The organism is Streptomyces sp. NPDC036815 (assembly GCF_055609205.1).
The window spans coordinates 344,232-357,271 of record NZ_JBVJPW010000007.1; the positions used below are offsets into that span (position 1 = coordinate 344,232).

Here is a 13,040-nt window from a genome sequence, read left to right on the forward strand (position 1 = left end):
GGTTACGGCAGAGGGACCTCGGGATGTCCGGTACCAGGAGCCTCCTGCGCCTACGCCGTCAGCCAGGCCCGCAGCCTCTCCTCCGCCACCGGGATCAGCGACGCCTCGACCCGCTCGTCGATCTTGTGCGCGAGCAGCGGGTTGCCGGGGCTGTAGTTCACCGCGGGCACGCCGAGGGCGCTGAAGCGGGAGACGTCCGTCCAGCCGAACTTGGGGCGCGCCTCGCCGCCGACGGCGGCCATGAACGCGGCGGCGGCCGGGTGGGTGAGGCCGGGGCGGGCCGCGCCCGTGTGGTCGTCGACGACGAACTCGTCGACCCCGCAGTCCGCGAAGTAGTCGCGCACGAAGGCGAGGGCCTCCTCCTCGCTGCGGTCGGGGGCGTAGCGGAAGTTGACGGTGACGGTGCACTCGTCGGGGATGACGTTGGTGGCGACGCCGCCCTCGATGCGGACGGCGTTGAGGCCCTCGTGGAACTCCAGGCCCTCCACCACCGGCTTGCGCGGCTCGTAGGCGGCGAGCTTCGCGAGGATCGGGGTGGCCGCGTGGATGGCGTTGGAGCCCATCCACGCGCGCGCGGAGTGCGCCCGTACGCCCCTGGTCTTCAGCAGGACGCGCAGGGTGCCCTGGCAGCCGCCCTCGACCTGGCCGTCGGTCGGTTCGAGGAGGACCGCGAAGTCGCCCGCCAGCCAGTCCGGGTGGGCCTCGGCGACATGGCCGAGGCCGTTGAGGTGCGCGGCCACCTCTTCGTTGTCGTAGAAGACGAAGGTGAGGTCGCGGTTGGGCTCGGTCACCGTCTGCGCGATGCGCAGCTGGACCGCGACGCCCGACTTCATGTCGCAGGTGCCGCAGCCCCACAGCACGCCGTCCTCGTCGAGACGCGAGGGGACGTTGTCCGCGATCGGCACCGTGTCGATGTGTCCGGCGAGGATGACCCGCTCCGCGCGGCCGAGGTTCGTCCGGGCCACGACGTTGTTGCCGTGCCGGTCGACCGTGAGGTGCGGCAGGGCGCGCAGGGCCGTCTCGATGGCGTCGGCGAGCGCCTCCTCCTCGCCGCTCGGGGACGGGAAGTCGACCAGGCGCGCGGTCAGCTCCGCGGCGTCGAGCGTGAGGTCAAGCGGTGTGTGAGGCATGCGGACGACCCTAGCGCCGGACGACGCGCCGACCGGTCGGCGGGCTCCGTACGTGGGACGCGTGCTTGAGCGCCCCACCCTCCGTCGGCGCGGGCGCGGTCCGCGTCGTCACCGGCGAGTAGGAACGTCGACCACTACAGGAGTACGGGACGTCACTCGATCGGGGCGCGCCGAACACGGTGGGACGACACCGCGCACGCCCATCCGTACCCCTCCCGCACGGCCCTCAAAACCCTTGAGAACTCCGGGGATTATGGATTCCTCGGGCAATCGGCCCTCCGCCCCTTTGCCCGCCTTTATCCGCAGCCGATTATGCGACGCATTGCCAACTCTTTACGTTGACGCACCGCAACCTTCGCGGCCTTCGAGCGGTAGTCACTGCGTCCGATCGCCGGAAGCCGTCCGGCGGGATACCGGAGCCGATCCGGTCGGACACCCTCAAGTTCTCTCCCGTCTGAAGGAGCATCATGTCCCTCCCCCTGACCCGCCGGATCGCCCGTGCCGCGCTGCTCAGCGCAGCGGGCGCAGCTTCCGTGGTCGGTGCGGCCGGCTCCGCGAGCGCCGTCGGCCTGCCGGCCGGCCCCGACCTGGGCGGAGTGAGCGCCCTGGACGGCGCGGGCCTCGGTGACGCCGTCGACGGTGCGGCTCAGAACGTCACCAACATCGCCGGCGAGACCGGCAGCAAGGCCGTGAAGCAGACGGTTCCCGCGGCCGGCAAGGCCGTCGGCAGGGCCGGCAAGACGGCCACCCCCGCCGCCCAGCAGGCCGCCGGTGACGTCGCGGGCAGCGCGGGCAAGACCCTCGGCGACACCGCCGACACGGCCACGAAGGGCGGCCTGCCCACCGACTCGCTGACCGAGGGCGGCCTGCCCACCGACCAGCTGCCGGTGCAGAGCCTGCCGCTCGGCTGATCGCCCGCCACCCGCGCGAAGGGCCCGGAGCCACTGGCTCCGGGCCCTTCGCGTGCTCACGGACGGGTCACGCCAGGCGCTCGACCGCCGCCGCGACCCGCTCGTCCGTCGCCGTCAGCGCGACCCGTACGAAGCGGTCGCCCGCCGGACCGTAGAAGTCGCCGGGGGCCACCAGGACGCCGAGGTCCGCGAGGTGCCCGACGGTGTCCCAGCAGGACTCGTCGCGGGTGGCCCACAGGTACAGGCTCGCCTCGCTGTGCTCGATGCGGAAGCCGTGCTTCAGGAGCGCGTCGCGCAGGGCCGTGCGCCGGGCCGCGTACCGCTCGCGCTGCTCGCGCACGTGCTGGTCGTCGCCGAGCGCCGCCACGACGGCCGCCTGGGTCGGCGCGGAGGTCATCATGCCGCCGTGCTTGCGGATCTGCAGCAGCTCCCCGAGCACCGCCGCGTCACCGGCGAGGAACGCCGCGCGGTAGCCCGCCAGGTTGGACCGCTTGGAGAGCGAGTGGACGGCGACGATCCCCTCGTACGAACCGCCGCACACGTCCGGGTGGAGGACCGAGACCGGCTCCGCCTCCCAGCCGAGCTCCAGGTAGCACTCGTCGCTGACGAGGAGCACGCCGTGCTCGCGGGCCCAGGCGACGGTGCGGGTCAGCTCGTCCTTGGACAGGACGCGACCGGTGGGGTTCGAGGGCGAGTTGAGCCAGAGGAGCCTGAGGTTCGTGGGGTCGAGCTCGGTCGGGTCGTCGTAGGAGACGTACTCGGCGCGGGCCAGGCGCGCGCCCACCTCGTACGTCGGGTAGGCCAGGCGGGGGTAGGCGACGACGTCACCCGGGCCCAGGCCCAGCTGCGTCGGGAGCCAGGCCACCAGTTCCTTGGAGCCGACGATCGGCAGCACGTTCCGGTGCGTGACGCCCCGGGCGCCGAGCCGCCGTGCGCACCAGCCGGTGATCGCGTCGCGCAGCTCCGCCGTGCCCCACACCGTCGGATACCCGGGCGAGTCCGCCGCCGCGATCAGCGCTTTCTGGATCAGCTCGGGCACCGGGTCCACCGGGGTGCCCACCGACAGGTCGACGATGCCGCCGGGGTGGGCGGCCGCCGTGGCCCTGTACGGCTCGAGCTTGTCCCAGGGGAAGGTGGGAAGCCGGTCGGAGACTGCGGACACGTGATGACTCCCGTACTGGTACTGGTCGATACAAATGCCTCGGCCCCGTGCGGCGGGATGCCGTACGGGACCGGGGCGACGCGCGGGCTGCCGTTACTGGTTCTGCGGCGGCAGGGCGGCGATGAAGGCGTGGTCGCGCTCGATCAGACCGAGCTTGCTCGCGCCACCGGGCGAACCGAGCTCGTCGAAGAACTCGACGTTCGCCTTGTAGTAGTCCTTCCACTCCTCAGGAGTGTCGTCCTCGTAGAAGATCGCCTCGACCGGGCAGACCGGTTCGCAGGCTCCACAGTCGACGCATTCGTCCGGGTGGATGTACAAGGACCGGGAGCCCTCGTAAATGCAGTCGACCGGGCACTCCTCGATGCACGCCTTGTCCTTGACGTCGACACAAGGCTGCGCGATGACGTAGGTCACGCTGTCGTTCCTCCTCGATACGGGCGTTGGCGGGCCGTCCTCAGGCTCCGCTCGCCTGGCGCGCGGGAGCGCGGCGTCGTCGATGCCCACCCCTAGTATCTCCGTTCCCAGGCATGATCCGAACAGGAGGGGCTCACAGAGCTGTGGAATTCACCGCCGGCGGACGTCTCGAGGTCCGCATCACCCCTGCTGACGTGGGCAAAAGAGTCTCCGTTCGACGCTTGAGCGACGCTTTGGCGCCGGGCGAGAAGTTCACCGACACGGTGGGCGTTCTCGCATCGTGGAACGACGGTGTAATGCTCATCACACGACGGAACGGCGAGAGCGTCCGGATTCCGGACAGCGCCCTGGTCGCCGGCAAGGTCGTGCCGCCCGCGCCCGCCCGCAGGCGCGGACCCGCCGCCTCCTACGAGGAGCTGGCCCGGGTCTCCGCGCGGGCCTGGCAGCCCGTGGAGAGCGAGCGGCTCGGCGAGTGGAAGCTGCGGGCGGCCGCCGGGTTCACGCGGCGGGCCAACTCCGCGCTGCCCCTGGGCGATCCCGGCCGGCCGCTGGACGAGGCGCTTTCGGCCGTGCGCGCGTGGTACGCGGCCCGCGGGCTGCCCCCGTACGTGCAGACCGCGACCGGCGCCGAGGGCGCGCAGGAGTTGCTCTGCGCCGGCCTGGAGGAGCGCGGCTGGGAGCGCGAGGTGAGCGCGGAGCTCCACATCGGCGGGCTCGCCCCGGTCGGTGACCTGACGGCGGACGTGGAGCGGGTGGAGCTGTCCCGTTCCTTCGACGACGCGTGGCTGCGGCGGTACCAGCGTTTCGGGGTACCCGGACCCCATGTGTTCAAGGTGCTGGCGAGCGGGCCGTCGGTATGGTTCGCTTCCGTGCCCGGGAGCGGTGACGCCCCGGCCGCGATCGGGCGGTGCGTGGTGGACGGTCGCTGGGCGGGGTTCATGGCGGTCGAGGTGGACCCGGCACACCGGCGCCAGGGGCTCGCCACCGCGGTGATGGCCGCGCTGTCCCGGCAGGCCCTGGCCGAGGGCGCTTCGGCGGCCTGGCTGCAGGTCGAGGCCGCCAACGACGGCGCGCGGGCACTGTACGGCGGGATGGGTTTCACCGCGCATCACGCCTATCACCACTACCGGTACGGCCCTGCCTGAGCGGGCACGGCGGCCCGGCGGAGCACGGCAGAGCAGAGCACGGCACGGAGACAGCGCCCGGCGAGGGCAGACACGAGGCACGTATGCACGCGGAGTCCGGCGAATGGCGACGGCGGTTCGCCGAAGAGGCGCGGTCGGAACGGCCCGGTCTCGCGCCGCTGTGCCTGCTGATCGGCACCGAGGCGGACCCCTCGCTCGACGAGGCGGGCATCGACGCCGCCGAGATCGAGCTCGACCGGCTCGCGGGGCTGCTGCCGTACCGGCCCGGCGGACCGCGCGCGTGGGCCGAGGCGATGGCCCAACTCCTCGGCGAGCAGTGCGGGTTCGAGGGGACGCCGGGTGATTACCAGCGTCTTGACTCCTCGCTCCTGCACCAGGTCCTGCGGCGCCGCAGGGGCCTGCCGATCCTGCTCTCCGTCGTCTGGATGGAGGTCGCCCGGCGCGCGGGCGCGCCCGTCTACGGGGTGGCGCTGCCCGGGCACTTCGTCGTCGGCTTCGGGCCCCGCGACGAGCAGGTGCTCGCCGACCCCTTCGACGGCGGCCGACTGCTCACCGGCGCCGACGCGGAGCTCCTCGTCGCCGGGACGGCGGGCACGGGCATTCCGCCCTCGATGCTGACGCCTGCCGACCCGCTCAACATCGTGCAGCGCATCCTCAACAACATCCGCGCCTGGGCCGCCGCCCGCCCCGAGCGTTCCGAGGTCGCGCTCTGGGCCCTCGAACTCTCGCTCCTGCTGCCCGCCCATCCGGCCCGCCTGCGCTACGAGAGGGCCCAACTCCTCGTACAGCGAGGGGATTTCCTCGGCGGCGCGAAGGAGCTCGACGCGTACGCGGACGTCGTCTCGACCGTCGAGCCGACCACGGCGGACCGGGTGCGCGAGCAGGCGCGGGCCGCGCGGGCGATGCTGAACTGACGGCGGCGGGAGCGGGCGCGCCGGGCCCCGGCGACGTATCGATCGGCGCGAGGGGGCACGAGGGACGTATGCACCCCCTACCCCCCGGAACCACCGAGCGGCGGCGGCTGTTCGCCGCCGAGGCCGAGTCCCCGCGGCCCGACCTGGCGCTCCTGTGCCTGCTGATCGGCGCCGAGGCGGACCCCTCGCTCGACGGGACGGGCATCGCCACCGCGCGGCGCCTGCTCGACCGGCTCGCGGAGCAGGCCGTGCGCGGCCACCGGCAGCGGTGCGCCGACGACCCGCGGTCCTGGGCCGCGGCGCTCGCCGAACTCCTCGGCGGGCGCTGCGGATTCAGGGGCAGACCGGGCGACTACCAGCGTCTCGACTCCTCGCTCCTGCACCAGGTCCTGCGCCGTCGCAGAGGCCTGCCGATCCTGCTCTCCGTCGTCTGGATGGAAGTGGCCCGGCGCGCGGGCGCGGCCGTCCACGGGGTGGCGCTGCCCGGGCACTTCGTCGTCGGCTTCGGGCCCCGCGACGAGCAGGTGCTCGCCGACCCCTTCGACGGCGGCCGGCTGCTCACCCGCACGGACGTGGAACTCCTCGTCGCGGCCGCCACGGGCGGCCCGTTGGCGCCGTCGATGCTCTGCCCGGCCGCCCCGCTGGACGTCGTGGGGCGCGTCCTCGACAACATCCGCGCCTGGGCCGCCGCCCGGCCCGAACGCACCGACGTGGCGCTCTGGGCCGTCGAACTCGCCCTGCTGCTCCCGGCCCCACCGCCCCGCCTGGCCTACGAGCGCGCGCAACTCCTCGTACAGAGGGGGGACTTCGCCCTGGGCGCCCGCGCGCTCGACTCCTACGCCGACGACGTCGCCGAGCGGGACCCGGCGACGGCCGACCGGGCGCGGTGGCAGGCGTCCGGGGCACGGGCGATGCTGAACTGACGGGCGGGGCCGCACCGGCGGGCGGGGCCGCACTGACGGGCGGGCCCTCAGAGCCAGCCCTTGTCCCTGGCCGTCCTGACCGCCTCCGCGCGGTTGCGGACCGCGAGCTTCTGGATCGCCGTCGAGAGGTAGTTGCGGACCGTGCCCTGGGAGAGGTGCAGGAGCGCGGCGAGTTCGGCGTTGGTGGCGCCGTCGGCCGCCGCGCGCAGCACCTCGCGCTCGCGGTCCGTCAGCGGGTTCGCGCCCCCCGCGAGGGCCGCGGCCGCCAGCGTGGGGTCGATGACCCGCTCCCCCGCGAGCACCTTGCGCACCGCCGCGGCGAGCTGGGCCGCGGGGGCGTCCTTGACCAGGAACGCGTCGGCGCCGGCCTCCATGGCGCTGCGCAGATAGCCGGGGCGGCCGAAGGTGGTGAGCACGATCAGCTTCAACTCCGGGAAGGCGTCGTGCAGTTGCCCGGCCGCCTCGATGCCCGTCAGCCCGGGCATCTCGATGTCGAGCAGCGCCACGTCCACAGCGTGCTCGCGCGCCGCCGCGAGCACCTCGTCGCCGCGGGACACCTGGGCGACGACCTCGATGTCCGGCTCCAGGCCGAGCAGCGCCGCGAGGGCCTCGCGGACCATCGCCTGGTCCTCCGCCAGCAGAATCCTGATCATGAAGGGGATCCTACGGCGGCGTTCGCCAGCGGCACGCGGGCCGCGAGCCGGAAGCCGCGGCGGGCCCCCGGGCCCGCCTCCATGTCCCCGCCGACCGCCGCCACGCGCTCCGCGAGACCCGTCAGGCCGTTGCCCGCGCCGGCGCCGGAGCCGCCCGCCCCGTCGTCCTCCACGGTGAGTTCGAGGAGCGGGCCCGCGAGCGTCTGGCGCGCCGTGAACGCCACCGTGCAGCGCCCCGCCCCGCTGTGCCGCACGATATTGGTCACGGCCTCCCGCAGCGCCCAGGCCAGCGCCGCCTCCGCCTCCTCGCCCGGCAGTTCGGCGGGCGGCTCCAGCGGGACGTCGGCGTCGATGCCCGCGGCGGCCAGGGCGGTGCGCGCGCCCGCGAGCTCGCCCGCGAGGGTGCGCCGCCGATAGCCCGAGACCGCCTCCCTGACGTCCACCAGGGCCTGGCGGCTGACCTGTTCGATGTCGGCGACCTGCTGGGCGGCCTTCGCCGGATCCGTGGGCAGCATCCGCCCGGCGAGCTCGCTCTTGAGCGTGATCAGGGAGAGCGAGTGGCCGAGCAGGTCGTGCAGGTCGCGGGCGAGCCGCAGCCGCTCCTCGTTGGCGGCGAGCTGGGCGACGGTGGCGCGGGCCTGCCGCAGCTGGATCGTCGTACGGATCAACTGGCGTACGCCGGACATCGCGAAGCCCACCAGGAGGGTGATCACCCCGAGGTTGGTGATCAGGTCGCCGAGGCCGTCGTCGCGCAGGCCGACCACGATCATCAGGAGGGTGACCGAGGGGATGGCCCAGAGCGCGTACCGCATCGGCAGGACGGCGCCCGCGGAGACCGAGGCGTACACGAAGAGCCCGAGCCAGGAGTCCCCGAGGCTGAAGGCGAGGACCGTCGCGAGGACCACGAGGAGCCCGAACGAGGCGATGACGCCGCCCCATTGGAGGATCCTGGTGGTGTAGCGGAAGACGAGGGTCAGGTAGCAGACCACGAAGACGGCGAGGCCCAGCGAGCCGAGCACGGTGGCGGGGACCGTGTGACGGCCGTCCGTCAGGTCCTTGACCGGGGCGCTCAGGAAGACCAGCCAGACACCGATCCAGAGGGACTTCGTCAGGAACTGACGGCGGTTCCGGGGCGGCCGCCCGAACGTGTACACGGGGTGGAGCTCGTTGTCTTCGGCATCTGTCTCGCTCACGCCTTCAGTGTGTCCTTCCGGTACAGCCACGCCGCGCCGCCCGCGAAGAGGAGGAAGTAGGCGAGCAGGAGCGTGACGTCCTTCGCGTGCGGCGCCTCGCCCAGTTCGATGGCCTGCCCGAGGGCAGCGTACGCGTGGGTGGGCAGCCAGGACGCGGCCTCCCGCAGCCAGTGCGGGAACGTCGTCACGGGCATCCACAGGCCGCCGAGGATGGAGAGCCCGAAGTAGATGATCATCGTGATCGGGCGCACGGCGTCGCCGGTCGCGAGGTAGCCGATGGCCACGCCGAGCGCCGCGAAGCAGAGGCTGCCCGCCCAGATCGCGCCGGTCAGCGCCAGCCACTGCCAGGCGTCGAAGCGGACGCCCTTGAAGAGGGCCGCGACGGCGAAGACCACGACGATGGACGGCAGGCTCACCACGGCCGCGCTGGCGGTCTTCGCGAGGACGTAGCCGCGGCCGGGCAGGGCCGTCAGCCGCAACTGCCGCACCCAGCCGCTCTCGCGCTCCTTGGCGATGCGCTCGCTGTTGCCCATGAGGACGGCGGTGAGGGCGCCGAAGGACGCCATCGAGACCATCATGAACGCGGGGACGGACAGGCCCGTGTCGGGCACCTTGTCGGAGCCGCCCTGGTTGCCCGCGATGATCACGAAGAGCACCGACGGATAGATGACGGAGAAGAACAGGAATTTGCGATTGCGCAGGGAGCGGGTGATCTCGAGCTTGATGAGACTCCGCGAGGCGAAGGCGTTCGTCATCGGGTCCTGGCCTCCTCGGCCTCGGTGATCGCCACGAAGGCCTGCTCGAGTCCGAGCCCGGCGACTTCGAGGTTGCGGGGGTAGAGGCCGAGCCCGTACAGCGCGTGCACGGTGGCGTCGGCGTCCGTCGACTGGAGGCGGACCGTGTGGCCCGAGACGTCCAGCGTGGTGAGGTGCGGCAGGGCGCGGAGCCGCTCGGCGAGGGCGGCGTCGACGCCGCTGCCCGGGGTGGCGTCCGCGCCGCCGTCGGGCAGGTCGAAGGCGACCTTGCGGGCGCCCGCCCTGGCCTTGATCTCGGCGGCGGTGCCGTCCGCGAGGAGGCGGCCGCGGTGCAGGACCAGGACGCGGTCGGCGATCGCGTCGGCCTCCTCCAGGTAGTGCGTGGCGAACAGGACCGCGCGGCCCTGGTCCGCCTGCTCCCGCATGGTCGCCCAGAACGCCTGGCGGGCGGTGACGTCCATGCCGGTGGTCGGCTCGTCGAGCACGATCAGGTCGTTGGCGCCGGCCGTGGCGAGGGCGAAGCGGACGCGCTGCTCCTGGCCGCCGGAGAGCTTGTCGACCTTGCGGTCGGCGATCTGGGTGACGCCCGCGTGGGCGAGCACGTCGCTGACGCGGTGCGGCCTCGGGTGCAGGTCGCAGGCGAGCGTCACCAGTTCGCGCACGGTGACCTCGCCCATCAGGCCGCCGCTCTGCAGCATGGCGCCGACCCGGCCCGCGGTGATCGCGTCGCGGGGCGCCGCCCCGAAGACCCGCACCGTGCCGCTGTCCGGGCGCCTGAGACCGAGGAGCAGGTCGAGGGTGGAGGACTTGCCCGCGCCGTTCGGGCCGAGGAGCGCCACCGTCTCGCCCGGGTGGAGGTCGAGGGTCAGGCCGTCCACGGCCCGGACCTCGCCGTAGTTCTTGGTCACCCGCTCGAAGCTCACCGCGGTCGTGGTGGCCGCGACGGCGGGCGGTGATGTGGTCGTCGTCATGTCCACCATCGTCACAAAACCGCAGGTGGCGGCGGCAGTGCCGGATGTGGTGTCTCCGGGATGACAGATGTCATGCCCGAGGGCGCGCCGGCTGGTCCTCGTACGCGTACGAGGACCAGCCGTACGGGGACCAGCCGTACGGGGACCAGCCCGCGTGTGGCGTCAGCTCGCGTTCGTCTCGATCACGCCGATCCGCTCCGCGGGCGTCTTGCCGACCAGCGCCTTGCCCATCGCCTGGGCGACGTCCGTGGCCTGGACCGGCGTCTTGGAGCCGTTGCCGCGCTGGATCAGGACTCCGTCGAAGACGTTGCCGTACAGCTTCTTGAGCTCCTCCAGGTTGTAGTGCACCTGGAGGGTGCCGTTCGAGAGGGGCCTCGTCTCGAGGATCTTCGGCAGCGACTTCGCCGGGCCGAACGGGATCGACCTGGCGCCCGCCTTGATCGTGACGTTGGCGGACATCGCCGGCTTCGCGAAGGTCGTCATGAACTTGTCGACCTCGGCCTTGGCGATCTGCGGCTTGCGGGTGGTGACCGGCACCTGGACCGCGCCCGCGCCGCCCGTCTCGACCTGCTTCTTGTACGCCTCGGCGACCGCCGTGGTCGACGCCTGCGGGTCGATCCCCTTGCCGACCTTGCCGTAGACCGGGACGGCCTTGCCGGGCAGGAACTTGACCGTGCCCTCCTTCGCCGTGCCCGAGCCGCCCGCGGCGCGCTCCAGGGCCGCCGCCAGCTTCTCCTCGTCGACGGGCATGACGGGCTCGACGACCCGCTGACCGCCGAAGAGCGAACCGATCACGGAGACCGGGTTGTAATCGCTGCCCGCGGCCTCGCGGACGGTGGCCTGGCTGTCGAGGGTCAGGCCCGCCTGGTCCGGCTTGAGCGTGACCGACGTGCCGTCGACCGACAGCTTCAGGGGCTTGGTGACGCGCGCGCCGAGGGCGTCGTCGAGCTTCTTGACGGCCTCGTCGCGGGTGCCGCCGCCGATGTCGACGCCGAGCACGGTGGTGCCCTTCGGCACGTCCGCGTGGTTCATCAACAGGCCCGCGCCGTACGCGCCGCAGCCCACGACGACCACGGCGACCGCGAGGAGGACCAGCTTGTTGCGGCCCTTCTTCTTCGGCGCGGGCGCGGCGGGCGGCACGTCCGAGCGCACCGGCTCGGGCAGCTTCGGCGGGGTGTGCGGCGCCGGTCCTTCGCCCTGCGGTCCCGACGGGAACGGCGCGTTGTCCTGTACGGGCGGCACGACGGGGATGCCGCTGGTGAGGGTCTCACCGGAGACGTTGCCGCCGGGCGCGGAGCCGCCGGGGCCACCGGAGGCGCCGGGCACACCGGGCACGCCGGACACCGGGCCGCCGCCGACGGGCGGACGCGGGCCCCCGGGCGGCGTGCCGGGACCGGACTGCTGACCGGGCTTCTGCGGCGTGAGGATCGCGGTGTCGTCGCTCAGGGCCGGGCCGGAACGGCGCGGCCGCCCCGCGGAGTTGGCCGCGGCGCCGGGGCCTCCGGGACCGCCGGGCGCCGGGGGCCGGACCCCGGAGGCGGGCGGCGCCACCGGGCTGTCGCCGGTGACCGGGCCGCCGGTCGGGCCGGTGGGGTTCCGGGAGGTCCCGGCCCCGCTCGCACCCGCGCCCGTACCTGTACCCGTACCGGTACCCGTACCCGTACCCCCGGAGAAGTACGGCAGATCGCCGCGCTGCGGGTCGCCGCCCTGCGGGCCGCCCGTGCCGAGGGGACCCGACGCCACGGCGCCGGAGACGTCGAAGGAGCCCGTACCGGAGCCGTTCGCCCCGGAAGCACCGGAAGCGCCGGAGGCACCAGCAGCCCCGGAAGCACCAGCACCGCCCTGGGCGGGCTTGCGCGGCGCGAACCAGTCGCTCGTCTTGTCCTCGGCCGCCGCGGAGGCCGCCGTACCGCCGTCACCCGCTCCCGCGCCGCCACCGGCCCCGGGGGCGAGGGGGGCACCGGTTCCCGTGGAACCGCCCGCGTCGCCCGCTCCGGGAGCACCCGGCAGGTCGCCGTCGCGGCGGTCGTCGTCGTCCGCGTTCGCGAAGTCCCCGCGCGCGCCGTCGTCGCCGACGGGCGTGCGCATGACGACCGGCGGGATGGGCCGCGAACCGGGGATGTTGATCCGGATGCGGGTGGTCAGCGTGGTCTGGGTCTCGGGCTCTTCGGGCCGCTCGTCGGCGGCCTGCCGCCGCACTCCGTCCTGGCCGCCGTCGGCGGCACCCTGGGCCGGGGAGCCGTAGGGCGGCGTCCCCGAGGGGTATGCGGCTCCACCGCGCCCCTGGGGGCCGGAGGACGAACTGTCAGTTTCACGACTCAAGGCAGGTTCTCCTGGTTGACTCCGCCGCCCGTCTCGACCTCATCCGGGGTCCCCCCGGCCGGAGGTTGGGGAGGCTCGGCGGCCGCACCACCATACTGGCCGCCGTCGGCACTCATCCTTTGACCGGCGTCAAACCCGTGCGGGACACGGGCCGAAGTGGTACGTCACTTGCCAAGTCGGGCGGCGGGACCGCTCGGTTGCGACCCCTGCCCGAGCGTGGCGCACATCACAGCCACGGCCATGCCGCCGAGCAGGAAGCCGTACGAGCCGAGACCCGCGCCGAAGAGGAAGTCGCCCTCGGGTCTGGTCGCGGTGAGCAGCAGGACCGCCACCAGCCAGCCCGCGGCGGGCGCGACGGCCCCCGCTCTGGTGCCGGTGGCCCGCGACCCCCCGTAGAAGAGTCCGGCGGCGCCGAGGAGCGCGAGCAGCAACCCGGCGGGGAAGAAACCGCCTTGGACGAGCGCCCCGGCGACGCCGACGACGGCGCCGAGCACGAAGAGCCCGGCATACGCGGCGAGCCGCCCCGGTCTCAGGGGCTGGGCGAGGA

General features: G+C 73.5%; 13 protein-coding genes. 4 read left to right on the forward strand and 9 right to left on the reverse strand.

All coding sequences use genetic code 11. The features are described 5' to 3' along the window. Positions 1-50: 50 nt before the first annotated feature. Positions 51-1,130, reverse strand: a complete 1,080-nt coding sequence (gene dapE, locus ACZ69I_RS17925) for a succinyl-diaminopimelate desuccinylase (RefSeq protein WP_467670952.1) — start codon at positions 1,128-1,130, stop codon at positions 51-53. 467 nt (positions 1,131-1,597) lie between these two features. On the opposite strand from dapE, the gene ACZ69I_RS17930 reads away from it, so the two are divergent. Further along, complete coding sequence (locus tag ACZ69I_RS17930; protein WP_467670950.1) at positions 1,598-2,041, forward strand: ATP-binding protein; 444 nt, start codon at positions 1,598-1,600, stop codon at positions 2,039-2,041. A gap of 67 nt (positions 2,042-2,108) precedes the next feature. Here ACZ69I_RS17930 and ACZ69I_RS17935 read toward each other — a convergent pair whose 3' ends face one another. Together ACZ69I_RS17935 and fdxA are read right to left on the reverse strand one after the other, a co-directional pair. Next, a complete protein-coding gene (locus ACZ69I_RS17935) occupies positions 2,109-3,203 on the reverse strand; it encodes a bifunctional succinyldiaminopimelate transaminase/glutamate-prephenate aminotransferase (RefSeq protein ID WP_467670948.1) in 1,095 nt (364 codons plus the stop codon). Between the two features lie 93 nt (positions 3,204-3,296). After that, positions 3,297-3,617 carry a ferredoxin gene (gene fdxA, locus ACZ69I_RS17940; RefSeq protein WP_030573070.1) on the reverse strand — a complete coding sequence of 107 codons (321 nt, stop codon included), beginning with the start codon at positions 3,615-3,617 and terminating at the stop codon, positions 3,297-3,299. Positions 3,618-3,760: 143 nt separating this feature from the next. Here fdxA and ACZ69I_RS17945 point away from each other — a divergent pair, with 143 nt between their 5' ends. The 3 genes from ACZ69I_RS17945 (at position 3,761) to ACZ69I_RS17955 (ending at position 6,599) form a co-directional block, all read left to right on the forward strand. Further along, complete coding sequence (locus tag ACZ69I_RS17945; RefSeq protein ID WP_467670945.1) at positions 3,761-4,762, forward strand: GNAT family N-acetyltransferase; 1,002 nt, start codon at positions 3,761-3,763, stop codon at positions 4,760-4,762. An 83-nt stretch (positions 4,763-4,845) separates the two neighbouring features. Then, positions 4,846-5,676: a transglutaminase family protein gene (locus tag ACZ69I_RS17950; RefSeq protein ID WP_467670943.1), complete on the forward strand. Its 831-nt coding sequence runs from the start codon at positions 4,846-4,848 to the stop codon at positions 5,674-5,676. Positions 5,677-5,744: 68 nt separating this feature from the next. After that, complete coding sequence (locus ACZ69I_RS17955) at positions 5,745-6,599, forward strand: transglutaminase family protein (protein WP_470833117.1); 855 nt, start codon at positions 5,745-5,747, stop codon at positions 6,597-6,599. Positions 6,600-6,646: 47 nt separating this feature from the next. Here ACZ69I_RS17955 and ACZ69I_RS17960 read toward each other — a convergent pair whose 3' ends face one another. From ACZ69I_RS17960 to ACZ69I_RS17985, 6 genes are all read right to left on the reverse strand, one after another. Beyond that, positions 6,647-7,252 (reverse strand): response regulator transcription factor, encoded by a 606-nt coding sequence (locus ACZ69I_RS17960; protein ID WP_470833119.1) that lies wholly within the window; start codon positions 7,250-7,252, stop codon positions 6,647-6,649. Next, on the reverse strand, positions 7,249-8,445 hold the full coding sequence (locus ACZ69I_RS17965) for a sensor histidine kinase (RefSeq protein ID WP_470833121.1): 1,197 nt from the start codon (positions 8,443-8,445) through the stop codon (positions 7,249-7,251). Before ACZ69I_RS17965 ends, ACZ69I_RS17960 begins: the two co-directional genes overlap by 4 nt. After that, complete coding sequence (locus ACZ69I_RS17970) at positions 8,442-9,200, reverse strand: ABC transporter permease (protein WP_470833123.1); 759 nt, start codon at positions 9,198-9,200, stop codon at positions 8,442-8,444. Before ACZ69I_RS17970 ends, ACZ69I_RS17965 begins: the two co-directional genes overlap by 4 nt. Continuing rightward, positions 9,197-10,171, reverse strand: a complete 975-nt coding sequence (locus ACZ69I_RS17975; protein ID WP_470833124.1) for an ABC transporter ATP-binding protein — start codon at positions 10,169-10,171, stop codon at positions 9,197-9,199. The genes ACZ69I_RS17970 and ACZ69I_RS17975 overlap by 4 nt, the downstream gene beginning before the upstream one ends. A gap of 162 nt (positions 10,172-10,333) precedes the next feature. Continuing rightward, positions 10,334-12,493: a hypothetical protein gene (locus ACZ69I_RS17980; protein ID WP_470833126.1), complete on the reverse strand. Its 2,160-nt coding sequence runs from the start codon at positions 12,491-12,493 to the stop codon at positions 10,334-10,336. 164 nt (positions 12,494-12,657) lie between these two features. Beyond that, positions 12,658-13,026 carry a DUF6113 family protein gene (locus tag ACZ69I_RS17985; protein ID WP_389715426.1) on the reverse strand — a complete coding sequence of 123 codons (369 nt, stop codon included), beginning with the start codon at positions 13,024-13,026 and terminating at the stop codon, positions 12,658-12,660. Positions 13,027-13,040: the final 14 nt, after the last annotated feature.

Coding starts and splice junctions, on each gene's coding strand:
- ACZ69I_RS17975 (WP_470833124.1), bottom strand. CDS start 10,171: ATGACGACGACCACATCACCGCCCGCCGTCGCGGCCACCACGACCGCG.
- ACZ69I_RS17970 (WP_470833123.1), bottom strand. CDS start 9,200: ATGACGAACGCCTTCGCCTCGCGGAGTCTCATCAAGCTCGAGATCACC.
- ACZ69I_RS17930 (WP_467670950.1), top strand. CDS start 1,598: ATGTCCCTCCCCCTGACCCGCCGGATCGCCCGTGCCGCGCTGCTCAGC.
- ACZ69I_RS17950 (WP_467670943.1), top strand. CDS start 4,846: ATGCACGCGGAGTCCGGCGAATGGCGACGGCGGTTCGCCGAAGAGGCG.
- ACZ69I_RS17955 (WP_470833117.1), top strand. CDS start 5,745: ATGCACCCCCTACCCCCCGGAACCACCGAGCGGCGGCGGCTGTTCGCC.
- ACZ69I_RS17960 (WP_470833119.1), bottom strand. CDS start 7,252: ATGATCAGGATTCTGCTGGCGGAGGACCAGGCGATGGTCCGCGAGGCC.
- dapE (WP_467670952.1), bottom strand. CDS start 1,130: ATGCCTCACACACCGCTTGACCTCACGCTCGACGCCGCGGAGCTGACC.